Consider the following 26,168-nt stretch of genomic DNA (forward strand, 5'->3'; position numbering starts at 1 on the left):
ACTTAAAGCCTTGCTAGCTCTTTTTGCAATAACCGATATTGTGTGAGTAACGCTTTTAAACGTTGTTGTTTTACATTTTCATTTGGCTCAACAAAATTAAGTGCTTTTTGTATTTCGTCAGCTGCTTTTAAATATGCGCCATATTGCGATAACACATCGGCGTTAGCTTCGTGATATGCGGCTAATTTTTCTTGTTTTTTATAGGCGTCGGTCAAAAGCTGCTTACCCAAACTATGATCTGGCTTCTCCAATAAAAACGATTTTAATACATTTTCGGCTAACTCATATTGCTCAGCTTCCAACGCGGCATTTGCATAATTTAAAGTGATCACTTGGTTGTTTGGCCGATAGTTATTTAATTCACTTAAATAACTAACTGCTTTAGCTGCTTTTTTTTGTGCAATGAGTAAATCTGTTTTTGTATCAATATAAAATAAGTTTTTAGGATCGCTAGCTAATAGCTCGTCCAAGATAGGCTGCGCTTCCTCCGTTTTCTTTTGATCGATTAAGCTGATAGCTAATCCATATTGTAACGCTACGTTGTTATAAGTATTTTCGCGCATTAACTTTCTAAATAGGGCCTCTGCATTTTCTGGCTTGTTATCGTAACGTGCCAGTACACGGCTTTTAGCTAAATTAAAATCCAGGCTAGAGCCTACTTGGCGTTTTGGATATTGCTCGGCGCGCAAACGTACATCCGACACGCGGCTTTCTGGCAGCGGGTGAGTCAGTAGAAATGCCGGGGGTTTATATTTATAGCGAATTTGCGCTGCAAGCTTAGTTAAAAATTCACTGGAAGCTCGGGCGTCAAACCCCGCATTGTTAAGGGTTTGCATACCAATTCTATCGGCTTCTTGTTCCGCAGAGCGGCTATGGGTGAGTTGGCTAAATGCCGACTGGGTTTGGCTGGCTGAAATAATCGCCATACCTGCATCTGGGGCTACAACGGCTGCTAAAATACCGGCTATCATACCGGCAATGGTTAGACCGCTATTGTCTTGTTGTTGCTGAATACGCCTTGCTAAGTGGCGTTGTGTAACGTGCGCAATTTCGTGACCAAGCACTGAAGCAAATTGACTTTCGTTATCGGCTTGAGCAATTAAGCCTGTATGCACACCTATATGACCGCCATAAAATGCAAAAGCATTAATTTCAGGGTTATTTAACCAAAAAAAAGAAAAGCCAAAGCGTACATCATTGGCGTTCGCAACCAACTTTCGGCCTAAGGTTGTTAGGTATTCATCAAGCACCGGATCGTTAATTAATGGCGAAGAACCTCTGATCTGCATCATCATCACTTCACCAATTGCCTTTTCTTTCTCCAATGGTAAAGCCTGCAGCGCAGACGTGCCTAAGTCGGGCAGTTGAAGGTTGGTTTGTGCCTTTAACGGCTCACTCATTAGCAGGCTAAACGTAAGCACTGCACTGCATAAAGTGATAAAGGCTGATTTTAGCTGCATTATATTCCTTGTTTATTTTTTATCAGAGGCACTAGTTGGATCATCGGTGTATAAACGGCTGTCCTTTTCACATAGTTGGTAAAACGACTTTATTGTGACCCCATCAACCTTAACAATGTTCAATTGAGTTTGTAAAAAAGCAATAATTTTATGAACTACTTTATGTGAATGTAAAATAAGTGCCTTGTCTGCTTCATCGCCTTGGTCTAAGTAAAAACCAATAAATTTGTGTAATTGATTAATGCGAATAACGGTTTTCATGGTCAATGGATCCCATAATATAAATTCCATTGACTCATCATGTCGAGCGTATCTATCGATGGTAGTATCATGGGAAAAAGGGAACGCTTGTAGTTCAAAACCGCGCTCGGTAAATACTTGATGCAACGAAATTCGTGGCTTGTTATTACTTTCTTTCTCAAAAAGCTCGTTTGGGTCGATACCCAGCGCCTCTAGATTCCAATTGCGTTTATCGATGATACGCTTGATGGCATTATCAAAGCCGTGATCTAAAATACTTTCACATTCACTTACCGACGAAGCTACTAAATGATAAAAATGCGGCAGCTCCCCCCAATTAATTTGTTTTTTAAACCAATTAATTTCTTTGAGAGTTGGATTGCTAGGCAATTGCGCTTTATTATGCGAATTAGGCATTAACGTATCCTTTTAGCTAACTATGCTATAAGGATAAACCATTGCAGAGGTTGTTTTAAGAAAAAGTTAAATTTAACTGCGGTTAATCTTAGTTAGCCCAGATATAGGACTTATTATTAATGTGAACAGGTAGTGAAACGAGTATGCTAGAGCTAGATTTGCGCGCTTATAAATGCCCTCAGCAATTTATTCAGTTTAAATTAGGGCTGCGTGAGGCAATATCGTTAAATCAAGCAATTACTTTTAATATCTCAAGCGAGCAAAACACAGATGATATTGAACGATATTTGCAAAAAAAAATGTATTATTACAAGTTAAATAAACAACAAGCGTTGTTATTAGTGGAGCCGTTGCGTGTTTGAATATGTAAAAGCATGGTATGAAAAAAAGTTTTCTGATCCTAATTCAGTTACTTTACTTTTTTTGTTATTGGCACTGGTTGCCATGTTGTACTTTTTTGGCCCATTAATTGTGCCTGTGTTAGTGGCGCTGATCATTGCTTATTTATTAGATTGGCCTGTAGTTCACTTGGAGCGATTTGGCTTAAAGCGTTTTACTGCCACTAGCATAGTCATGCTGATATTTATTGGTATTATGCTCACCTTAATATTAGTTATTGGCCCGGTGCTTTGGCAGCAAAGTAGTAACTTAGTGCAAGAAACACCGCATATGGTTGAGCAAGGTAAATCGTTTTTACTCGACCTTCCAGCTAAATATCCCAGCCTTATTAGCGCAGAGCAAGTACAGTCTATTGTGGTAACGGTAGAGACCAAAGTGCTTGAATTTGGCCAGGTGGTGCTGTCGGCATCGCTCAATTCATTAAAAGATGCTGTTGCGTGGTTAATTTATCTTATTTTAGTACCGCTACTGGTGTTTTTTATGCTGAAAGATAAAGTAGAGCTCAGTGCCAGCATTGCTAAACTGATCCCGCGCCAACGACGCTTAATTTTGCAAGTGTGGCATGAAATGAATCAGCAAATAATGAATTATATTCGGGGTAAAGTATTCGAAATTTTAATTATTGGCTCGGTGTCTTTTATTGCCTTTACGGTATTGGATTTACGTTATGCGGCGTTGCTTGGTGTGTTAGTTGGCTTTTCGGTGCTTATTCCATTTGTTGGTGCTGCGCTGGTGACTATACCTGTGGCGGCGGTGGCGCTGTTTCAGTTTGGTTTAGAAACCCAGTTTTGGACCATTTTAATTATTTACGGCATTATTCAAGCGCTTGATGGCAATGTGTTAGTCCCTTTATTGTTCTCTGAAGCGGTTGATTTAAATCCGGTGTTTATTATTGTTGCCGTACTATTTTTTGGTGGGCTGTGGGGCTTTTGGGGGGTGTTTTTTGCTATTCCATTAGCATCATTAGTAAAAGCGCTTATTAAGGCGTGGTCATCCACACATGAAGAACTCGCAGAAGAGCTCGGTAACTAAAAAGTATAGTAAACGCACTTTAATTACTAAAGATTATTATTCATTCCTTTTAAAACTATGTACTATTGGGAATAAGATATATTTTTTAGTAATAAGGTGCGTTTTTAATGTCAGAGTTTTTATTGCCAGATGAACCCAACAACCAAGTTTATCTTGATGCAAATGCGACCACACCTGTATTGCCATGTATTGCAGAGGTGGTGTGCCATGCGATGCAAATTTGTTTTGGTAATCCCTCAAGTCCCCATATAACCGGTATTCAAGCCAAACACTTATTAGAACAAACGAGGCAAAAAGCGCGCAGCGTGATTGGTGCGCAGCAGGGCGATATATTATTTACCTCAGGTGCGACCGAAGGTATTCAAACTGCTATCGTATCAACCTTAATTAATGCCAAACAGCACACAAAATCTAAACCGGTTTTATTGTATGGAGCAACTGAGCATAAAGCGGTGCCTAATACATTAAAACATTGGAATGCCGTGCTTGAAATTAATGCTGAAATTATTGCTATTCCGGTTAACCGAGACGGTATTTTAGATTTAGACTTTATTGCTCAGCATATTGATAACGCCCTGATGATTTGTACTATGGCTGTTAATAATGAAACCGGTGTATACCAAGATTTAAGTGCTATAGAAAAGGTGATCCGCAGTCGTAATAACGATGTGACTTGGATGGTTGACTGTGTGCAGGCACTGGGTAAACAACAGCTCAATTTAAGTGAAACAACGATTGATTATGCGCCATTTTCAGGACATAAGCTCTATGCACCTAAAGGCATCGGATTATTGTATATTCGTAAAGGAAGCCCATACACGCCGTTTATAGCTGGTGGAGGCCAAGAAAGTGGCATGCGTTCAGGTACAGAAAACCTGCCCGGTATTGCTGGGCTTAATAAGCTGTTTAGTTTGCTGCTTGATAAGCAAGACGATACTTTTAAATCAGCTGATGTACTTAATTTGTATCGCGATAAACTGCATAGCGCTTTAGTTGACACCTTTGGAAGTATTACCTTTAATCATGATTTTGCCTGCTCAGTGCCCACAACACTAAACTTTGCAGTTAATGATTTAACCAGTAAAGAAGTTATTGATTTATTTGACGCTGCAGGTATTAGAGTCAGCGGTGGCTCAGCCTGTAGTACGGGCGCAACTCAAAGCTTTGTACTTGATGCGATGGGAGTGTCACAGTGGCAAAGTGAAAATGCGATTCGTTTATCGTTTGGGCCTGCTGCCACTATGGCGCAAATAGACTATGCATGTGAACAAATTCGCGCACTTAAAACAGTGTTACAAGCAAATTGTTTGGTTATTTCTGATAGTAGCTTAGTAGCACAAGAAGTATGTGCCTTGGGGCTTACCCAATTTAGACACCAAGGTGCTTGCAGTTGGTTGTATGTAGCTGATGATCAACAGGCAATTATTATTGACCCAATTATTGAACTGATCCCTCGATTTGAAAAAATAGTGAATACACAAAATTTAACTATTACTGCTATTTTAAACACGCATGAGCACCAAGATCGTCACTGTGCTCTTGATTTAATGCGCAGCGCACTCAAAACAAATTTAGTTGCTGGTGAAGTTGATCAATTAGGCTGGCCTGTTAATTGTGAACAATTGCAACTAACCGAACAAGTACTTGAAAAGCTAGCGACGCCTGGACACAGCCAAGATAGCGTGAGTTATTTATTAAAGGCTAATAACGGCGATGTACAGTACTGTTTTTGTGGTGATTTAATTTTACCTGCGGGGCTTGGTAATACAGTACTTGATGGGGGAGATGCGATGCAGATGGCAGACTCTTTGACTAAGTTAACTGCAGAGCTTAATCCGCAAAGTGTGGTGTGCTCTGGGCATGATTATCAACAGTGTTTCGCCATGAATTGGGCTGTGCAAAAGCAGCAAACACCTTTATTAAAAGCGCTTATTGAAGGTAATATCAGCCATACTGAATTTGCCATGCAAAAACAACAAGCAGACTCACAACAACACACATTAACAAATTCGCTTTGTGGTTATGTTAATGCAAAGCCTAAAGTCGAAACTTCGCAGCTTAGTTTTAATCAAGCGAAGGAAATGCTCTCACATAACAGTGTATATTTAATTGATACCCGAGAGCCTTATGAGCATGGCGCTAACAATATCAGTGGATTGCTTAATGTGCCTGAGGCTAAAACTTTAAATATTCCTTTAAGCCGAATGGCCTATGCACTCACCCAAGGGCAACTAGATAAAAACAATCAATACATATTGGTGTGTCGCAGTGGAAATCGTTCAAAAATTGCGGCGGCAAACTTAATTGAACTTGGTTATAACCGCGTTTTTAACTTATCGGGTGGTTTAGCATTGACCAGCTAATAGTTTAATAAAAGAAAAAGGCCGACATGTGTCGGTCTTTTTTTTGCCTGCTTTAATCGAAGATTAATAAAATGTTCATTGTGCAGAGGGGGTGAACAGTTGTTAAATTCAATTTTTAATTTTATGATACCGGTGTCAAAAGCAAAAAATTGCGCTATTATCTGCATCAAAGCTTATAAAAATAACGCAATTTAGACCATTTAAGCTATAATGTTGGGCTTTGCTTTTTACAAAAATCGCTTGTTCAGTGTCGTAAAAAATAAAATAAAATGCTTAAAATCAATAGATTAATTAATTAGGGGATGTTTACATGGCGAGCCGTTCTGAGTTAGTAAGTTGGCAAGCACTAGAAAATAGTGCACAAAAGATGACACAAACACATCTGAAAACTTTATTTGCACAAGACGATTCTCGTTTTTCTCAATTCTCTACTCAAATTCCAGGTGTGTTATTTGATTACTCAAAACAACGCATAGATGAAAACGTATTTGGTCAATTAATTTCATTAGCGAAAGAATGCGATATTGAAGCATGGCGTGAGAAAATGTTTACCGGTGAAAAAATTAATATCACCGAAGACCGTGCGGTTTTACATACTGCGCTTAGAAATCGCGCTCATACACCGCTTATTGTTGACGGCGAAAATATTACAGAAGCGGTCGATAGCGAACTTGCCAAAATTAAGACCTTTGTTGAAAAAGTGCGAAGTGGTCAATGGCTAGGTTACACCGGAAAAGCGGTAAAAGATGTGGTTAGCATTGGTGTTGGTGGTTCAAACCTAGGCCCGCAAACGGCAACTGAAGCACTTAAAGCAGTGGTTGATAAGCCATTAAACGTTCACTATGTTTCAAACGCAGATGGCGTACAAATTGCGTCAGTATTAGATAAAGTAGATCCTGAAACCACGTTATTTGTAATTTCGTCAAAGACATTTACTACCTCAGAAACCATGACTAACTCAAAAACAGCGGTTGACTGGTTTTTAGACAGTGCAAAAGATGACAGCGCTATAGCAAAGCATTTTGTTGCAGTAAGCACTAATTTAGAAAAAACTGCTGCATTTGGTATTAGTGACGAAAACGTATTTACAATGTGGGATTGGGTTGGCGGTCGTTTTTCACTTTGGAGTGCCATTGGTTTACCTATTGCACTTTATGCTGGGTTTGAAGCATTTGAGGCCATTTTAGAGGGAGCGTTTGAAGTTGATGAGCACTTTAAATCGGCGCCTCTAGAACAGAATATTCCTTTAATTATGGCGCTACTCAGTGTTTGGAATACCAGCTTTTTAGGGTTTGATTCGCAAGCTATTTTGCCATACGACCAAGCCCTGCATATGTTGCCAGCATATTTGCAACAAGGTGAAATGGAAAGTAATGGTAAACATGTAACCTTTGATGGACAGACAGTGCCATACACTACCGTGCCAATCATTTGGGGTATGACAGGGATAAACGGTCAGCATGCGTTTTATCAATGTTTGCACCAAGGCAATGTAATTGTCCCTGCGGACTTTATTGGCTCTGTAAAGCCTCAGGTTAACGTAGATAAGCATCACGATATTTTATTATCGAACTTTTTTGCACAAACCGAAGCACTAATGAACGGGGTCGATGCACAGCAGATAACGGCTGATTTAACAGCCAAAGGCAAAACGCCTGCACAAATTGAAATGCTGCTAAAGCATAAAATTCACCAAGGAAACCGCCCAACAACGTCTATATTATTAGACACGATTGATGCAAAAGCGGTCGGTCGATTAATTGCACTGTATGAGCACAAGATTTTTTGTCACGGTATTATTTTACAAATATGCTCATTTGATCAGTGGGGCGTAGAACTTGGTAAAGGCTTAGCATCTAAAATTGAAGCTGAATTAACCGATGATAACGTGGTTAATGAGCACGACAGCTCAACACAAGGCTTAATGGCGTACTACAAACAATACCGTACGCAGTAACATATTCACTTATTACACAATAAGTAACCAAATACCTTTGAACGGGTAGCGCTGGAGTCCTAGGGCCTGTATTTTTGTGAGAGGAATTACAGTGTCCCTAGACCCATTTTTTATGGCGCATATAACGAACAACAATTAGTAGGCTTTGTGCTGAGGCCTACATTATCCAGATAATAAACCGCTATAACTGATTACCAATACGGTAGTGGCAGGTAGCATAAACGTAGAGAGTAACTATGCTTAATCCTTTTGATATTATAATTTTTGGGGGCGGTGGTGATCTTGCGTTACGCAAATTACTTCCTGCAATGTATCGAGCATATCAAGAAGGTAACTTACCGCAAGGCTCACGTATTTTGCCTACCGTGCGCGAACAAAGTAAATGCGATGAATACATCGATACTGCACACAAAGCGTTACAAGAATTTTTAAGCGAAGGCGAATATAACGCAAAAGATTGGAAATCGTTCTCAGACTTTTTAGTACCCGTAGTGAGCAATGTCACCGAAGCGGATGATAACTGGGATGTACTGAAAAAAATTCTAGATGAAGATGACAACGATAAATCACGAGTATTTTACTTATCTCTCCCACCTGCTGTTTATGGCACCTGTTGTGAAATATTATCAACGAAAAAACTAATTACTGCGAACTCGCGTGTTGTAGTAGAAAAACCAATTGGTTACTGCGGTGAGTCAGCAGAAGTAATTAATGCGAAAATTGCACAGTACTTTAACGAAGAACAAATTTTCCGTATTGACCACTATTTAGGTAAAGAAACGGTGCAAAACTTAATGGCACTGCGTTTTTCAAATTCATTATTTGAGAACATGTGGGATGCTAAATCGATTGATAATATTCAAATTAGCTTGTCAGAAACAGTAGGACTTGAAAGCCGTGCAGGTTTTTATGACAAAGCCGGTGCTTTACGTGACATGGTGCAAAACCACTTGTTACAACTACTTTGTCTAGTGGCTATGGAGTCACCACATAAGTTAAATGCTAACAGCATCCGTAACGAAAAATTAAAAGTATTAGAAGCTTTACGTCCACTTGAAGGTACGGATGTAGATAATCATATTATTCGTGGTCAGTACGTACCCGGTGATTTAAACGGTAAAATAGTTCCAGGTTACCTTGAAGAGCTAAACGAGGGAGCGAGTAAAACCGAAACTTTCGTGGCTATTCGTGCGCATATTGATAACTGGCGCTGGGCAGGCGTGCCTTTTTATCTGCGCACCGGTAAACGAATGGCGAAGCGCTGCGCTGAAATTGTGGTTGAATATAAAAAAGTATCGCATAACGTGTATGAAGACAGCGTAGGCAATATTGAACCAAATCGTTTGGTTATTCGTTTACAGCCTCAAGAGAGTATTCAATTAACGCTGATGTCAAAGCGTCTTGATAACTTAGATATGCAACTTGAACCTGTAACGATGAATATTGAATTGTCACAAGCGTATAGTAATGGTTTCCATTCAGATGCTTACAAGCGTTTAATGCTTGATGCAGCGGCTAATAATCCTTCATTATTCATTCACCGCGACGAAGTTCGTCAAGCGTGGAAGTGGATTGATCCAATAATTGAACGTTGGCAAGAAAAGGGTAAACCTTCATTGTACCGAGCGGGTAGTTGGGGGCCTGAAGACGCCGATGAATTATTAGCAGAGAATAATCATGTTTGGTTTAACACCGGTGATAAGGCATAAATAATGGCAACGATAGTAGAGAAATTTTTTGACGATAAAGCCGCTTTAACTGAGGAATTATCTCAGTCATTAGAACAAGCATTACGTGATGGTATTGAGGCTGATGGCCGTGCAGTATTAATGGTTTCAGGGGGGTCTTCACCTGAGCCGGCTTATAAACATTTATCTACCCTTGATTTAAACTGGGCTCATGTTGATGTTGCTATGGTTGACGAACGCTGGGTTGAGGTAAGTCACGAAAAAAGTAATGAAGCATTCATTAAGCGTACTTTGCTACAAAACCATGGGGCAGCGGCTAATTTTATTAGTATGAAAAATGCAGCAGCCACTGCAGAGCAAGGTGTTGATGAATGTGAGGTGCAGTTTCAAGCATTAAAACGCCCGTTTGATGTCACTATTTTAGGTATGGGTCCAGATGGACATACTGCTTCGTTATTTCCACATGCTCAAGGGCTGGAAAATGGCTTAGATTCAAACCAACTTGTGTGTGCCATTAACGCAATTGAGAGTAATGTAACGGGTAGTATTACCGAACGAATGAGCTTAACGCTAAATGCAATTTCACAGTCTAAAGTAGTTAAATTACTTATTAGTGGCGATGAAAAGCTGGCTGTGTATAAGCAAGCTTTAGCGGGTGGTGATGTTAATGATATGCCGTTACGTGCAGTTCTAAATCACCCTGAGATCAACATTGAAGTGTATTGGGCACCTTAATTTAGTCTAAACTAGGTGCTTTAAAACCATGTTGTATTGATGGTTTAATGAAAGGTCAGTTGCTTTTGCTACTGGCCTTTTTTATTGCGGCATGTTTTTGTCATTAATCAATTAATAACAAAGTGCTGTAAACATTTGAAGTTTAAATATTTCCCTTAAGCTAAGTACCTTTTAAATCCTATTACACCTCCCAAAACTCATTAACTAAAGCTTTATTTGTAAATTAAAACAATTAGTTAATCTTCAGGTACAATTGAGTAATATAGCATGTTAATCGCTTCAGCTATCCGCAAAGTCGACTACTCTAAATACATTAAGTATAAAAAATGCCATTATTTACATGCTTGGTATGAAGAGTAAGCATCGGACGAACTCTACTTTTTTATAAAATAATAAATCACCATAAAATCAATGGTTTAATTATATATTAGTTAAAATTCATACAAAAAGCGCGGAAAAATGTAGCAAAAATGTAATTTAGCATGTATGGTTTGTTACTACTATGACAGCGCTGTCATGGCGGTTAGGCAAAATGATAAACAAAAACCAATAAAATGATTCGAGGGGAATCCTGTGTTAGCTAAAAATTTTAAAAAAAGCTTATTAGCAGTAAATATCGGCTTAGTTGTGGGAGCTGGCTTTACTGGTGCTGCATTCGCAGCCGATGAAGTTAAAGTTCAAGATGATGTTGAAGTCATTGAAGTACGCGGTATACGCGCTTCAAATAAAGAAAACTTAAACGGAAAACGTTTTTCTAATGCTGTTGTTGATGTTGTAACAGCGGAAGATGTTGGCAAGTTTCCTGATGGCGATGTAGGTGAATCTCTTGGTCGTATTTCTGGTGTAAGTGTATCTCGTCAATTTGGACAGGGTCAGCAAGTATCGATACGTGGTGCTTCAGCACAACTTACACGTACATTGCTTGATGGTCATACAGTTGCGTCAACAAGTTGGTTTGACCAACAAGCCGTAGACCGCAGTTTTAACTACTCATTATTACCTTCAGAATTAGTCGGCGGCTTAGAAGTTTATAAGTCGTCACAGGCTAATCTAGTTGAAGGTGGTATTGGTGGTACCGTTATTGTTAAAACACGTAAACCTCTAGATTTAGATGCAAACACTTTATTTGCAAGTGTAAAAGCTGATTATGGTACAGTTTCTGAAGAGACAGATCCTGAACTTTCTGGCTTATACAGCTGGAAAAATAATAATGAAACATTTGGTATCTTAGCGGCGGGTTCTTTATCAGAAGTAGATTACCAACGTAACGGTATTGAATCATCAGGTGGTTGGAGTGGCGGTATGGCACCAACAACATTCCAACAAGCACGCGAACGTACAGCTTATAATGTTGCCATGCAATATCAGCCATCAGATTCGCTTGTATTAGGCCTGACTTACACCAGCTTAGAGCTAGATGCAAATAATGCTAACTCGCAAATAATTATCTTCCCAGGCGACGGCTCATGTGAGCAAACTAATGCTTCAGGTAATTGTGTCTCTCGCACAATTGACGGAAATGGCACTGCTTTTTTCCAAACATGGGCGCGTAAAGCAAGCATGAAGTCTGATACGGTTGATTTTGACTGGCAATATGATGCAGAGTCATTCACATTTAAAGGTCGCGTAGGTAAAACCAGTGCTGACAGTGACGTAACAACTGCAAACTATGGTATGTTTACTAATAACAATAGTGATCTAAATGGCTCTATGGATATGACTGGTGATGTGACTAAATTTAATTTAGCAAACCAATCTTACGATGCGAGCATTTTACCTGATACCATCAGTCCGCAAACATGGGCGCCTGAATATAACCCTGATTCAGATGAAGAAAGCTACTTAAACTTAGATTTCGAAATTCCACTTGATCTTGGTGTGGTTACTGCTATTAAAACTGGTTTAAGATATGCCGATCATAAAGTTGTTCAAGATGGTAATGCTGCTATTGTAAACCCAGATTTAGTGCCTGTGCGAAATGCATCTGCATACTACCCTGGTACAGTGACTGCGGGCGGTGGCTTTGTTATACCTGAACCTGATATGGATTTAATGATTGCTGATTCATTAGCAATGACTGAAGGTTATACTGCACGCCCACAAGCTTATGGCACCATTGAAGAAGAAAATTTAGCAATCTATGCGATGGCTGATTTTGACGCAGGTGGTATTCGCGGTAATTTAGGTGTGCGTTACATCTCAACTGATATTTCTTCAGATTACTATGACTTAAGCGATGAAGGTGTTTACGATTCTACCTTATCTACAGATAAAGCAGATTACAGTGAGTTCTTACCAAGCTTAAACGTCGTTATGGACTTAGCTGATAACGTCATTTTACGTACCTCGGCAGCACAAGTTATTTCTCGTCCTAATTACGCTGACTTATTTGCAACGCGTAATCTAGCTGGCTATACAGATAATCGCCCTTTAAATGAAGTTTTAAATACTGGTAACGTTGGTTTAAGCCCGTTTAAAGCATTCCAAGCTGATATCGGTGTTGAATGGTATTTTGATGACGATGCAATGTTAAGCGTCACTTACTTTACTAAAGAAGTAAGTTCGTTTATCTCTACACAACAACAAACGAATCAACAAATTGGTATTGATATCCCAGTTTATACAACCAACCCAGATGCAGGCGAACCACCATGTGGCGCGCAGCAATATGACTGTTGGACAGTGAGCTCTTCTACCAATGGTACAGGTGGTTCAATTGAAGGTATTGAGTTCCAAATTCAAGATTCGTTTGATAACGGCTTTGGTTATTCATTTAACTATACCTATTCAGATGCTGAGGCTCCAGCAGATAACTACCCGGACCGTGTTGGTGTATTTTCTGATTCATCGAAAAATAGCTACAACGTAGTTGGTTTTTATGAAAATGATGATTTTTCTGCACGTTTAGCATATAACTGGCGTTCAGAGTTTATTATTCGTGAAGCACCAGGTTGGTATGGTAACCGTGAGCATCAAGCCTACGGACAGCTAGATTTCAGTGCAACGTACTCTGTAACTGACTACTTAGATGTTACTTTCGAAGGTATTAACTTAACAGAGGAAGACAGTATTCAGCTTGGTAATAATGATGCATCAACATCATTACCAAACCCTGATCTACTCAATGACTTCCCAGTGTGGAGCTTTGAAGGTGAAGCACGTTATAAACTTGGTGTAACAATGCGTTTCTAATATGCTGAGTTAATAAAAGTAATCTAGGCCCAGCATTGCTGGGCTTTTTTACGAGATTAAACATCATTGGTGATTTATGAATATAAAAAAAGTGGCAATTTTAGGTGGTGGAACAGCTGGTTGGTTAGCTGCAAACCACATTGGCAAAGAGCTGCTGAAGCGCAAAGGTGTTTCAGTGACTTTAATTGAGTCACCCGATATACCGCCAATTGGAGTAGGCGAAGGCACAGTACCCGACATAAGAAACACGCTAAAAGCTTTTGGTATTCGTGAAGATGAATTTATTCGCCAATGTGATGCGACGTTTAAGCAGTCGATAAAATTTGTTAACTGGATGGACAAGAAAAAGCATGGGGAAGGTAACTTTTTTCATCACTTGTTTGATGTGCCAAACCCCTACGATACTAAACATTTAACTCAACATTGGTTAAATGATAAGCAAAAATCAAAAAGTCATGCGCAGTATTTATCTTCTCAGCACGCTATTTGTGAGGCTGGTTTAGCCCCCAAAAGTATCACTAATGCCCAATATGAGGGCGAGTTAGCTTATGCGTACCATTTCAATGCAGGGAAATTTGCGCAACTGCTCTCGTGTAATGCAAAAGATAAGTTTTCGGTGTCTCACGTACATACCAATGTAACTCAAGTAAAGCTTGCTAATGATGGCACAATAGCAGCGTTAGTGACTGACAGCGAAGGTGAACTTGAATTTGACTTTTATATTGATTGTTCGGGTTTTGAATCTTTACTCATAGATAAAGCTTTAAAAGTCCCTTTCGTTGATGTGTCTGACACTTTACTTATTAATAGCGCCTTAGTTGTGCAAGTGCCTACAAAAGAAGACGAGGATATTCCACCTTATACGCTTGCTACCGCCCATCAAGCTGGCTGGATATGGGACATTGCGCTTACAAATAGGCGGGGAGTGGGTTTTGTTTATTCGAATAACCACATGACCGACGAACAAGCACATGAAAAACTGGACCGTTATCTAGGGGCAAGTAAGCAAGACCTTAGCTATCGAAAAATCCCCATGAGAGTAGGTTATCGTGAAAAGTTTTGGCATAAAAACTGTGTCGCACTTGGCTTAGCGCAAGGGTTTTTAGAGCCATTAGAGGCAACCTCCATTTTATTAACCGACTTTTCAGCGAAGTTTTTAACCCTACGTTTTCCATCATCAACAAAGCAGCTTGAACAGTTAGAAACGCGTTTTAATCACGCTATGGGGTATGCATGGGAGCGTGCTATTGATTTTATTAAATTACATTATTGTATTTCAGATAGAACAGATTCAGCTTTTTGGGTAGCCAATAAAAATGATGACACTACCTCTGAGTCATTAAAAGAAAAGCTTAGTTTGTGGGAAGAGTTCATTCCAGTTAGAGATGACTTTTTCAGCCAGTTTGAAGTATTTTACTTAGAGAACTTTTTATTTGTACTCTATGGAATGAATTACAACACTAAGGCATCGCCTTGTTCAAAAGCAGAGCATGAACATTGTCTAGTGCGTTTACAACAACGAGCTGAGATTGATAAATACTTACTTAATAAGCTACCCAATCACAGAGCGCTTTTAGATAAAATTAAACAATATGGCCTGCAGACAATCTAATATTTTGCGAAATGCGTAAGCGGTATATTCAAACAGCTCATCTCACACTTGCAAAAGAGGCTATCGAAAGACGGCCTTTTTTAGCATCGGCTAGGCAGCTTTGTTCAGAATAAATATTTGCACTGTGCAATAAGTTGCCTTGGTAAATAACAAGGCGGTTAAATTTAGCATCAACTTTAAAGACCTGCTCAAATAAACTGGTGCTGCCAGATAAATAGCCTTGATGTTCATCAGGGGCTTTTTTAACCTCATTAACTATATCTGTAAGTAGTGGCTTATGTTCTTGTTTAAATTCAATAACGTTTTTAGGTATATACTTATAAATACTTGTTCCACCAAGCTCCTCTGGCGATAAGTAATGTACAAATGCGTAATCTCTTTCATCACATGAATCAATATGCGGTACTTTTTGGTCAACAATTAAATTCGCAGGTTTGCATGAAACTAATGAAAGTAAACTTTTATGAAGAATAGACTCTTGATAATTTTTATTGTCTATTTTAGGCAGTATTTCATTTTGAAAAAATGCATGTAAAACCCTTAAATAAGGTTGCGGCATATTGTCGCGAATACCAGGGTAGAAAGAGTTGTCTGAAAACATAGGGTTAAAGTAGGCTATGTTGTGAGCAAAATTCATTACACTACTGGTATCTAAAAGAAAATCATCAACAACGAAGGCTGATAGCTTGGTGCCAGGGATCATCAGTTTTTCAATTTTTAAGTTTGGGTTTACAGTTAAATTTTTCATTATTTTAGTGTCTATTTTTGCTGAAATTATCTAAGTGTGAATTTTTTATTTAGGCACAAAATCAATATACCACCGAAGACAGCGTTGTCAAAGAACGCTTTTTGAGCTATCTAAGCGTGCGAATTTCACCTTTGGTAATGTTTACTAGTTATTTGTTGAAATAATCAGCGATAATGTTTTTGTTAATTAATAACGTACAAAATGACACAAAATTTTCACTTCCTTTTTGTCACCAAAACCTTTAGCCTTAGGCCACTAACAGAAAAAAATCAAATTAATAAATAACGGAGCAGTAACATGGCGGAGCAACAAGTACAGCCTTTACACAACGAAAAACATGCCAACACTAAAATTAAAAATGGCATCAACATCGAATTTATGAAAACTCAACACTTAGTGCCAGTAGTTGCACATGAGTTTGCGCGTATCGCCAATGAATTCCCAATGTCTTTTGTTAAAAATAACGAAACAGGTACTTTTCAAGCGGTTGCAATGTTTGGCCTAGAGCCAGGTGAAAATTTATTTATTGATGGCGACAAATGGACAGCATCATTTGCACCTATGGCAACAACGCGTTACCCACTAGGTTTAGTAAAGCACCCAGAGCAAGATCAATTTGGTATCGTAATTGACGAAGCGAGCTCATTAGTTGGTGAAGAAGAGGGTAATGCATTATTCGAAAACGGTGAAGAAACTGATTACCTTAAGCGTCGTAAAGAAGCGTTAGTATCGTTCATTGAGTTTTCTCAAGTAACCGATGCGTTCACTAAATTCCTTGCTGATAAAGAACTACTGGTAGCACAAACGCTAACAGTTGATATTAAAGGTGAGAAAAAAGACATCAACGGTATTTACCTTATAGATGAGAAGAAACTAAATGAGCTAAGCGATGCAGACTTCCTTGAGCTTCGTAAGCGCGGTTATTTAGCACCAATCTATTCTTTCTTAACGTCTACACACCAAGTAGCACGTTTAGCACGTTTAAAAGCGCAACAAGCGTAACTTTAAACGAAATTAAAAAAGCGCCTTAGGGCGCTTTTTTTGTGCCATTAAACTCAGTTCACTTGAAAAACGCTTCATAACCATTCACATTGGTTTTAATCCTGTATTTATAAAAGAACACACAATGAAAAAATCACTATTATTAGGGCTCATTGCAACAAGTTTAATGGGGTTGAGCACGCAGGCATTGAGTGAAAACACAAATACGCCGTTTGCCATTGCGATTCATGGCGGTGCAGGCACGATTGAAAAAAGTAAATTTACGGCAGATCAAGAGCAAGCTTATCGCAATAAATTAACAGAAGCTGTTGAGGCCGGATATAAGGTACTTGAACAAGGCGGAGAAAGCCTTGATGCAGTGACTACTGCCATTGAAGTACTTGAACAATCGCCTTATTTTAATGCTGGGCGTGGTGCGGTATATACCTATGATGGTAGTCACGAATTAGATGCCTCTATAATGGATGGTCGCAATCGTCAAGCAGGCGCTGTGTCAGGTATTAAACATATCGAAAGTCCAATTAAACTTGCCCGGTTAGTAATGGAAAAATCAGTGCATGTGATGTTAAGTGGTCAAGGTGCAGAAGAGTTTGCCAAAGAGCAAGGCATTAGCCTAGTAGAGAACAATATATTTGATACTGAGCATCGTTATGAGGCTTTATTAAAAGCCAAAAAGAAACTCGAGGCGAGCAAAAATACCAGTAAAGATTATCAGGCAGCGCATAAAGCGTTACCAGTAAATTATAAAGTGGGCACGGTCGGAGCGGTGGCACTGGATAAACAAGGGAATTTAGCAGCGGGCACGTCAACTGGCGGAATGACCGCAAAACGTTTTGGTCGTATTGGCGATGCACCGGTTATTGGCGCAGGTACTTTTGCTGAAAATGCCTCATGTGCGGTTTCGGCAACTGGGCACGGCGAATATTTTATTCGTTATAATGTGGCAAGTGATATTTGTGCGCGAGTAAAGTACCAAGGTAAAACCATAGACCAAGCAGGTAATGAAGTAATAAACGAGGTGCTTAAACCGATAGGGGGCACCGGCGGTGTTATTATTATTGATACAAAAGGCAATATTAGTCTGCCGTTTAATACTACTGGCATGTATCGTGCGAGTAAGTCCAATACGCAAGCAACTTATGTAGGTATTTTTAGCGACGAATAAACGCAATTAGTCATTGGCTGGTGGTTTATATAATAATCCGCTGATTGTTATATTCTTTACAGGATTAACCCCAGCCATTTAATTTGCTACAATCGGGGCTCTTTGACTAATTTTTATAAGGTATGCAGGTGGTAAACCTAGGTCAGTTGTTTGGCGAGCTAAAAACGTGCTTAAAAAAAGATCAATTCAGTTTTAAAAAGCGTCTTCACGGCGTTAAAAAAATCACCGACGAGGCAAAACTTACCAGTGCGCTTGAAAAAATTGCGACTGATATTAGTCGCAGTCAAGCACTCAGAGAGCAGCGTTTAGCTGGGCTACCTAAAGTTACTTACCCTGAGCAATTACCGGTCAGTCAAAAAAAAGACACCGTTAAAGAGGCCATTGCTAATAATCAAGTGGTGATCATTGCAGGTGAAACCGGCTCAGGTAAAACCACACAAATACCTAAGATGTGTTTAGAGCTAGGCCGAGGCGTTGAGGGCTATATTGGCCATACGCAACCAAGGCGTCTAGCAGCACGCAGCGTTGCCAACCGTATTGCAGAAGAAATGCAATGTGAGCTTGGTCAGCAAGTCGGTTTTAAAATTCGTTTTAGCGATCAGGTATCTAATAACAGTTACATTAAACTGATGACCGACGGTATTTTATTAGCTGAAATACAACAAGACCGGTTTTTAAATCAATACGACACCATTATTATTGATGAAGCGCATGAACGTAGCCTAAACATTGATTTTATTTTAGGTTATCTTAAAAATTTACTCCCAAAACGCCCCGATTTAAAAGTTATTATCACCTCAGCAACTATCGATCCTGAGCGCTTTTCTAAGCATTTTGATGATGCACCTATTATTGAAGTATCAGGAAGAACGTTTCCAGTTGATGTACGCTATAACCCAATTAGTGATATTCAAAAAGAAGATATGGAAGCCGAAGGCGACCAACTTCAGGGGATTTTTGATGCGGTAGATGAACTTTGCGCCGAAGGTCCTGGCGATATACTGATTTTTTTAAATGGTGAGCGAGAAATACGCGATACCGCCGATGCACTAAGCAAGCGTAATTTAAAACACACAGATGTATTACCTTTGTATTCAAGGCTATCGAATGCTGAGCAAAACCGTATTTTTGCGCCGCATTCGCGCCGCCATATTATACTCTCTACCAACGTCGCTGAAACATCGCTAACAGTACCTGGTATTCGTTATGTTATTGACCCAGGGACTGCGCGAATTAGTCGTTATAGTTATCGCACAAAAGTGCAACGTTTACCTATAGAGCCTATTTCGCAAGCCAGTGCTAATCAGCGAATGGGGCGCTGTGGACGTGTTGAAGCGGGTATTTGTATTCGTTTATATTCAGAAGATGACTTTTTATCGCGTCCTGAATTTACTGACCCTGAAATATTACGTACTAATTTAGCATCAGTTATTTTGCAAATGTTAGCCCTTGGGCTGGGTGATATGGCGCAATTTCCTTTTGTGCAAGCTCCAGATAGCCGAAATATTAATGATGGTTTAACATTGCTTGAAGAGTTACAAGCAGTAAAAGCGGCTAAGCGTCATCAAAAAACCAGCCTAACACAATCTGGGCGAGAGCTAAGTCGTTTGCCGGTTGACCCGCGTTTAGCAAAAATGGTGCTAACTGCACATAAACTGGGTGCATTGCGTGAGGTGATAGTTATTGTTGCCGCGCTTTCAATTCAAGACCCCCGCGAGCGACCACAAGAAAAACGCCAAGCCGCAAATGAAAAACATGGTCGCTTTGACGATCCAGACTCTGACTTTATTGCCTTTTTAAACCTGTGGAATTATTTAGAAGAGCAGCAAAGTGAGCTGACTAACAGCCAGTTTAGAAAGTTATGTCAAAAAGACTTTTTAGCCTATATGCGTATTCGTGAATGGCAAGATATCGTTTATCAAATCAGCACTGTGTGCAATGAAATGAAAATGAAAGCCACCACAAATGTTGCAGACAGTGAGCTTATTCACAAAGCACTTTTAAGTGGCATGCTCAGTCACATCGGTTTTAAAGACGAAAAGCAGCTATATAAAGGTGCGCGTAATAGCCAATTTCATATTTTCCCAGGCTCAGGCTTATTTAAAAAGAGTCCAAAATGGATGATGTCGGCTGAGTTGGTGGAAACCAGTAAACTCTATGCTCGTATTAATGCCAAAATTGATGTGAACTGGGTAGAACCGTTCGCTCAGCATTTAGTAAAACGCAGCTACACAGAACCCCACTGGGAGAAAAAGCCCGGTGCGGTCATCGCCTTTGAACAACAAACACTGTATGGCTTATTAATTGTTAATAAACGCCGCTGTGTGTACAGCAATATTGACCCTAAAGTAAGCCGAGAGTTATTTATTCGCACAGCGCTGGTTGAACAAGAGCTGGGACTCAATGAAGGATTTTTACAATATAACCGCGAATTAATTGAAGATATTCAAGTGCTCGAGAACAAATCTCGTAGGCGCGATATTTTAGTTGATGAACAAACCTTATTTGAGTTTTACGAGAAAAAAATACCGAACGATATTAATAATCGTGCTGCGTTTATTAAGTGGTATAAAACACAAAAACAGCAAGACAAACACTACCTGCACATGACGCGAGAAGAGCTCATGCAGCATGGTGCAAGTAGCATTACCGAATTTGACTATCCAGATACATGGCAACAAGATAACTTAATGCTGCCGCTTACTTATCATTTTGATCCAGGCCAAGCAGTTGATGGTGTTGCCGTGCAGATACCGGTTGCGCTATTAAACCAAGTTCAAGAAAGTGGTTTTGATTGGCATATACCGGCATTTCGTCATGAGCTAATTTGTGGGTTAATTAAGTCATTGCCAAAGTCACTTCGCCGTAACTTTGTCCCTGCGCCTAATTATGCCGATGCGGTGTTAGCGGCCATAGAGCCTCTACAAGGCTCGTTAATCGACTCACTAAGTAATCGGCTATTGCGCATGACTGGCGTGCGAGTCGACCCTGAGGCGTGGGATTTAACAGCCCTTGCTCCTCATTTAAGATTGCAGTTTGAAGTACGTGATGAAAACGACCAACTTCTTGCCCGTGGGCTCGATTTAGCTAAGCTTAAAGCGCAGCTTCAAGGCAAAGTGACAGACACCTTATCTAAAGTGGCCGACAAAGGCATAGAAAAAACCGATTTAATCCAGTGGGATTTTGGTGAGTTACCAACATCGTATGTGAAAAAGCAAGGTCAATACGAAATTAAAGCCTACCCAGCGTTAGTGGATAAAAAATCAACGGCCGCAGTAGAGCTATTCGATAACGAAATAAAAGCGCAATTAGCGCACCAGCAAGGTTTACGTCGTTTAGTACTTTTAAACGTGCCATCACCAATTAAATACCTGCAGCAAAACCTACCAAACAAAGCTAAATTAGGATTGTACTTTAATCCTTTTGGTAAAATTGCCGATTTAATTGATGACTGCATTGCATCAGGCGTTGATAGCCTATTAGTTAAATATGGTGACATTCGTACAAGTGAGGCATTTGAAACGGTTAAAGAGCATATTCGCGGCGAGTTAGGCGATACCGTTGTGGCCATTGCTACACAGGTTGAGCAAGTGCTGAGTATTGCGCATGCACTGCATAAAAAAATGAAAGGGCGTGTAGATTTAACTATGATCACCGCTCATGGGGATATTAAGTCTCAGCTAGAGTCGCTTATTTTTAAAGGCTTTGTCAGTCAACATGGGGCAGATAAACTAGGCGATTTAATTCGTTATTTAAAAGCGATTCAAAAACGCCTAGAAAAACTACCTGTTGACCCAAATCGTGATAGATTATGTGTGTTAGAGCTTGAAAAAGTAGCGCAAGAATATAAAAAACTGACAAATAAAACACCTAAAGGAATGCCATTGCCTACTGATGTTGAGGCTATTTTTTGGATGCAGCAAGAATTACGCGTATCCTTATTTGCACAAACCTTAGGTACGCCTTATCCAATTTCAGCAAAACGTGTGTTAAATGCGATAAAAGAAATTGAATAATCTCTTTATTCTCTATTAAGCTAAGTAAGTTAACAGAGGGACTAACTTGAGAAGGAAATGACATACCTATGTCCTCATTACTAAAACACAAAGCGCGACAGTTGTTAGTGGTTGATGATGAGTATTTCAATTTTGAAATACTCAAAGCAGGGTTAGCATCAACATTTGATTTGAGCTATGCTGACTCAGGTAAAAGTTGTTTAGCATCTGCGATTGCAAATCCGCCCGATATTATTTTGCTTGATGTGTGTATGCCAGGACTCGACGGTTATGATACGTGTCGCATACTTAAACACACGCCAGAGACAAAAAACATTCCGGTGGTCATGATATCTGGACTTGAGTCGGAGCTTGAACAACAAGCTGGCTTTGACGCAGGGTGTGATGCTTACGTTGTAAAACCTTTTTCTATCGCCGTACTACGAGAAAAAATTAATAATATTGTGTAGAGGGAATTATGTTTACCGAAGATAAGCGAAACTATAGACGTATGCAGGTTAACACGCCAGCGAAGTTAACCTCAATAGAGCCTGTTGCTGGGCTCAGTTACACTGGCACCTGCCTTGATTTAAGTGCAACGGGTCTTTCATTACAACTCGATGATTTGTTAGAGCTTAACTCAATTTTATCGGTTGATATTGCATCAACACATCCGAGCATTGCACCGTTAAAAGCCACCGTTAAGGTAATACGTGCCAGCACCGAAGAGGATGGCACGATAACCGCAGGGCTTGAAATTGTAGAGTTTAACTAACTACTTAATTAGTTTTTAGTAAACCTTACAAATAAGCCCTTTAAGGTAAAAACCTTCAGGATAGCTGCCTGCAATAGGGTGGTCAGCTGCTTGATTTAAGCGCTCCATGATCAGTAAATCCTTACCTGCATCAAGGGCTGCATCTGCGACTACTTTTTGAAACAAGTTTTGTTCCATTAAACCAGAGCATGAGAATGTTAGCAAAGTGCCGCCGGGCTTTAATATTTGCATCGCAATCATATTGATGTCCTTGTAACCGCGACACGCCCCAGTTAACTGCGCCTTGTTATCGGCAAATTTAGGCGGGTCCATAACGATCGTATCAAACATCACCCCGTCTTCACGGTATTGACGTAATAATTTAAAGACATCTTGTTTTACAAAGTCGACTTTATTTAAATCAAGGTTGTTATGCTCAACATTGCGCTTTGCTGTATCAAGTGCTGGTTGTGAAACATCAACATTGGTTACATGTTTACAGCCACCGCGCAGGGCATAAAGAGAAAACGTTCCTGTATAACTAAAGCAATTTAATACGGTTTTGTCTTTTGAAAAACGCTCCAGTGCAGCACGGCTATCTCGTTGATCTAAATAAAAACCAGTTTTATGGCCTTCTAGAATATCAACTTCAATTTTTAAACCATTTTCTTCAATTATAACAGGTGCAGTGGGTTCACTCCCCCAAAGTACGCCCTTAATAGGCTCTAGCCCTTCTTTGGTTCGAACATCTACATCTGAGCGCTCATAAATAGTAGAGCCTGGGAAAATAGCCATTAAAGCACCAACAATCTCACCTTTATGACGTTCTGCGCCTGCGCTTAGTAATTGACACACAATTACATTATCAAACTTATCTATGGTAATACCGGGTAAGTAGTCTGATTCTGCTGCACATAACCTAAAGCCGGTAAGTCCACCTTCTTCAATTGCATGGCTGCGAGCTTCTAAAGCACGGCGAAGACGACGCTCAAAGAAATGTTGATCAATCACTTCTTTTTCGTCAAAGCTCCAAACACGAGCACGTATTTGTGAATGAGGACTGTAAGCTGCGGTGGCTAAAAATTTACCCTCACTGTCGTGTATGGTTACCGTGTCACCTAATCCAGGTTTACCTTTAATTTTTTTGATGGCTTTAGAAAATAACCAAGGGTGTTTTCTTTTTAATGATTTATCGCGACCAGCTTGCAGGTAAACGGCAGATGACATAAGGCTTCTCTGTAGTAATAAATAAGCGCTGTATTTTAGTCAAGGCTCGCGCAACATACAATGAATGTTTTGCAAGGGGCTTATAAATCGCGGTAAAGTAGCCATTATTAACTCGTTTAAATAGATTTTTGGAAATTCGGTGGACAATTCAGCTCTTAGCCCCTCATTACAGCAACTTAATCAGCAATGCAGAGACTTTATTACATCCTTAGTACATGCGGATGTTGCCCATGATATTACCCATATTGAACGGGTAGTGCGTGTTGCTGTGCAGCTATGTATAGCAGAGCAGGCTGATATGGCGATTGTATTGCCTGCAGCTTGGTTGCATGATTGTGTCGCAGTGGCTAAAAATCATCCAGATAGAGCAAGGGCATCAACAATGGCCGCGGATAAAGCGATTAACTTTTTAGCGTCTATTGGCTATGATGACGCGCTATTTGATGATATTCACCATGCCATTGCCGCACATAGTTTTAGCGCCAATATTGCTATTAAAACGGTTGAAGCACAGATTGTACAAGATGCTGACAGAATGGATGCCTTGGGTGCTATTGGCGTAAGCCGTTGTATGAAAGTAGGCGGCTCTATTAGTAGATTATTATACAACCCCGATGATCCATTTTGTTTAAACCGAGAAGCAGACGATAAAAAGTACACCCTAGATCATTTTTTTATTAAATTACTGCATATTGCCCAGAGTATGAATACTCCTTCTGCAAAAGCCGAAGCACAAAGACGAACTGCATATATGCACGACTTTTTAGCTCAGCTTAAATCTGAAATTGGTGAACAACGCGATGACACCTAAACTTTCGGGAATTGATCATTGTCATTTAAATGTTCAAAGCCTCAACCAAGCTATTGAGTGGTATGAAAAGGTGCTTGGTTTTACCGTAGTAGAGGAGTTAGCCTTTTGGAATGAAGAGGGAAAAGGTCCTTTAACACTCGAAGATGAAAACGCCACTACACGATTGGCTTTATTTGAAGGCGATGGGCGTAGTAAAGGAATCGCTTTTGCTGCTACAGGGGAGCAATTTGTTATTTGGCTTAAGCATCTTAAGCAGCATTAAGTGAAAACCATATTGGCTGATCATGGCGTGACATTTTCAATGTATTTTAAAGACAATAGTGGTAATAGCCATGAAATCACTTCTCATGATTACAATGTCATAAAAGTGCAACTCGAGAGCTAGCGGCTTTGTTTATTAAAACTTCAACAGTTAAAATAGCCAAGGGTAGATTTATGATCCATCGTTTAGCCTATTCAGTATCGAGCAATATTAAAACGATGCCTACTAACTGGTTTTTTCTCCTACGAATTAACTTATTAAGCTAATAGAGAAAGTTTTATTTTATAATAACTTATAGGCACTTTAGATTGTTAGATTATACGTTAAGAAGAAGCCGTCGGCGTAAAACTGTGGCTATTAAAGTCGCACAACGAGAACTTACGGTGTATGCGCCTCATTTTGTAACGAAAACACAAATTAATGAATGGCTGTTGAGTAAACAGGGCTGGATTGATGCTCAGTTACATAAGCAACAAATTCAAGCCGATACACGACAGTTTCCACTCAAAACCCATAGCATTAAACTATTTAATGAAGCTGTAAATGTGCAATTTGAAAATGCAGCACGCACTCAATGGCAGCAGCACAATGAAAGCCAAACACTGTTACTGAGTATTTCTTCACGTGTGAAGTATCGAACGCAAATGTATCAAGGTTTGCTAGAGCAGTTTTTGCATGAGAAGTTAGAAAGTTATATTGAAATGCGAGTTAACGACTATTGTCAGCTGATGGGTGAAAAGCTACCGAGTAATATTCGTATTCAATTGTATAAGCGTCGCTGGGGCAGTTGTAACCGCAGGCGTGAACTGACCTTCAACTTGCACTTGGCAAGCGCACCTACATGGATAATTGACTACGTGATTGTGCATGAGTTAGCGCATTTAAAGTATTTAAATCACAGTGCACAATTTTGGCATCGTGTAGGGTTATTTTATTCAGAACACAAAAAAGCAATTGCTTGGTTAAATAAGCATGGCATGAGTTTACAATGGGTTTTTGAATAATTAGAACATAAAACGAGGTAGTAAAGAGAAGTGGTGGAGGGAGCTGGATTCGAACCAGCGAAGGCTGAGCCGTCAGATTTACAGTCTGATCCCTTTGGCCGCTCG

General features: G+C 39.7%; 19 protein-coding genes and 1 pseudogene. 16 read left to right on the forward strand and 4 right to left on the reverse strand.

Going from position 1 to position 26,168, the window contains the following annotated elements:
* Positions 1–2 precede the first annotated feature (2 nt).
* Together MTF66_RS33605 and MTF66_RS33610 are read right to left on the reverse strand one after the other, a co-directional pair.
* Positions 3–1,460 (reverse strand): M48 family metalloprotease, encoded by a 1,458-nt coding sequence (locus tag MTF66_RS33605; protein WP_248529966.1) that lies wholly within the window; start codon positions 1,458–1,460, stop codon positions 3–5.
* A gap of 12 nt (positions 1,461–1,472) precedes the next feature.
* Positions 1,473–2,117, reverse strand: a complete 645-nt coding sequence (locus MTF66_RS33610; protein ID WP_008113002.1) for a hypothetical protein — start codon at positions 2,115–2,117, stop codon at positions 1,473–1,475.
* A gap of 143 nt (positions 2,118–2,260) precedes the next feature.
* On the opposite strand from MTF66_RS33610, the gene MTF66_RS33615 reads away from it, so the two are divergent.
* The 8 genes from MTF66_RS33615 to MTF66_RS33650 all read left to right on the forward strand — a co-directional run bounded on the left by MTF66_RS33615 (position 2,261) and on the right by MTF66_RS33650 (position 15,095).
* The gene (locus tag MTF66_RS33615; RefSeq protein WP_075169036.1) at positions 2,261–2,479 is read left to right on the forward strand and encodes a hypothetical protein; all 219 of its coding nucleotides are present in this window, start codon (positions 2,261–2,263) and stop codon (positions 2,477–2,479) included.
* Positions 2,472–3,548 carry an AI-2E family transporter gene (locus MTF66_RS33620; protein ID WP_008113005.1) on the forward strand — a complete coding sequence of 359 codons (1,077 nt, stop codon included), beginning with the start codon at positions 2,472–2,474 and terminating at the stop codon, positions 3,546–3,548. Before MTF66_RS33615 ends, MTF66_RS33620 begins: the two co-directional genes overlap by 8 nt.
* Positions 3,549–3,655: 107 nt before the next feature.
* Positions 3,656–5,911, forward strand: a complete 2,256-nt coding sequence (locus MTF66_RS33625) for an aminotransferase class V-fold PLP-dependent enzyme (RefSeq protein ID WP_248529967.1) — start codon at positions 3,656–3,658, stop codon at positions 5,909–5,911.
* Positions 5,912–6,221: 310 nt separating this feature from the next.
* Positions 6,222–7,868 (forward strand): glucose-6-phosphate isomerase, encoded by a 1,647-nt coding sequence (gene pgi / locus MTF66_RS33630; RefSeq protein WP_075169038.1) that lies wholly within the window; start codon positions 6,222–6,224, stop codon positions 7,866–7,868.
* A 236-nt stretch (positions 7,869–8,104) separates the two neighbouring features.
* Positions 8,105–9,577 (forward strand): glucose-6-phosphate dehydrogenase, encoded by a 1,473-nt coding sequence (gene zwf, locus MTF66_RS33635; RefSeq protein WP_008113010.1) that lies wholly within the window; start codon positions 8,105–8,107, stop codon positions 9,575–9,577.
* Positions 9,578–9,580: 3 nt separating this feature from the next.
* A complete protein-coding gene (gene pgl, locus MTF66_RS33640; RefSeq protein WP_248529968.1) occupies positions 9,581–10,291 on the forward strand; it encodes a 6-phosphogluconolactonase in 711 nt (236 codons plus the stop codon).
* 573 nt (positions 10,292–10,864) lie between these two features.
* Positions 10,865–13,483, forward strand: a complete 2,619-nt coding sequence (locus MTF66_RS33645; protein WP_248529969.1) for a TonB-dependent receptor — start codon at positions 10,865–10,867, stop codon at positions 13,481–13,483.
* 76 nt (positions 13,484–13,559) lie between these two features.
* On the forward strand, positions 13,560–15,095 hold the full coding sequence (locus MTF66_RS33650) for a tryptophan halogenase family protein (protein ID WP_138622834.1): 1,536 nt from the start codon (positions 13,560–13,562) through the stop codon (positions 15,093–15,095).
* A gap of 37 nt (positions 15,096–15,132) precedes the next feature.
* On the opposite strand, the gene MTF66_RS33655 is transcribed toward MTF66_RS33650, so the two are convergent.
* Positions 15,133–15,843 (reverse strand): DUF6445 family protein, encoded by a 711-nt coding sequence (locus tag MTF66_RS33655; RefSeq protein ID WP_248529970.1) that lies wholly within the window; start codon positions 15,841–15,843, stop codon positions 15,133–15,135.
* A gap of 297 nt (positions 15,844–16,140) precedes the next feature.
* Between MTF66_RS33655 and MTF66_RS33660 the strand changes: the two genes are divergently transcribed.
* The 5 genes from MTF66_RS33660 (at position 16,141) to MTF66_RS33680 (ending at position 22,780) form a co-directional block, all read left to right on the forward strand.
* Entirely contained in the window at positions 16,141–16,845 is a 705-nt protein-coding gene (locus MTF66_RS33660; RefSeq protein ID WP_010388497.1) for a SapC family protein, read from the forward strand.
* A gap of 124 nt (positions 16,846–16,969) precedes the next feature.
* A complete protein-coding gene (locus MTF66_RS33665) occupies positions 16,970–18,010 on the forward strand; it encodes an isoaspartyl peptidase/L-asparaginase family protein (RefSeq protein ID WP_248529971.1) in 1,041 nt (346 codons plus the stop codon).
* 128 nt (positions 18,011–18,138) lie between these two features.
* Entirely contained in the window at positions 18,139–22,026 is a 3,888-nt protein-coding gene (gene hrpA / locus MTF66_RS33670; RefSeq protein ID WP_248529972.1) for an ATP-dependent RNA helicase HrpA, read from the forward strand.
* Positions 22,027–22,094: 68 nt separating this feature from the next.
* Positions 22,095–22,475: a two-component system response regulator gene (locus MTF66_RS33675; RefSeq protein ID WP_008113026.1), complete on the forward strand. Its 381-nt coding sequence runs from the start codon at positions 22,095–22,097 to the stop codon at positions 22,473–22,475.
* A gap of 8 nt (positions 22,476–22,483) precedes the next feature.
* Positions 22,484–22,780, forward strand: a complete 297-nt coding sequence (locus MTF66_RS33680) for a PilZ domain-containing protein (RefSeq protein WP_010388503.1) — start codon at positions 22,484–22,486, stop codon at positions 22,778–22,780.
* Between the two features lie 15 nt (positions 22,781–22,795).
* On the opposite strand, the gene MTF66_RS33685 is transcribed toward MTF66_RS33680, so the two are convergent.
* Positions 22,796–23,986, reverse strand: coding sequence for a class I SAM-dependent methyltransferase (locus MTF66_RS33685; RefSeq protein ID WP_024601131.1), 1,191 nt, complete (start codon positions 23,984–23,986; stop codon positions 22,796–22,798).
* Positions 23,987–24,125: 139 nt separating this feature from the next.
* On the opposite strand from MTF66_RS33685, the gene MTF66_RS33690 reads away from it, so the two are divergent.
* The 3 genes and pseudogenes from MTF66_RS33690 (at position 24,126) to MTF66_RS33700 (ending at position 26,063) form a co-directional block, all read left to right on the forward strand.
* A complete protein-coding gene (locus MTF66_RS33690) occupies positions 24,126–24,797 on the forward strand; it encodes an HD domain-containing protein (protein ID WP_010388506.1) in 672 nt (223 codons plus the stop codon).
* Positions 24,787–25,182: pseudogene (locus MTF66_RS33695) on the forward strand (VOC family protein). The gene MTF66_RS33690 and the pseudogene MTF66_RS33695 overlap by 11 nt, the downstream one beginning before the upstream one ends.
* A 185-nt stretch (positions 25,183–25,367) precedes the next feature.
* Entirely contained in the window at positions 25,368–26,063 is a 696-nt protein-coding gene (locus MTF66_RS33700) for a M48 family metallopeptidase (protein ID WP_248529973.1), read from the forward strand.
* Positions 26,064–26,168 lie beyond the last annotated feature (105 nt).

The organism is Pseudoalteromonas sp. 2CM39R, from assembly GCF_023161845.1.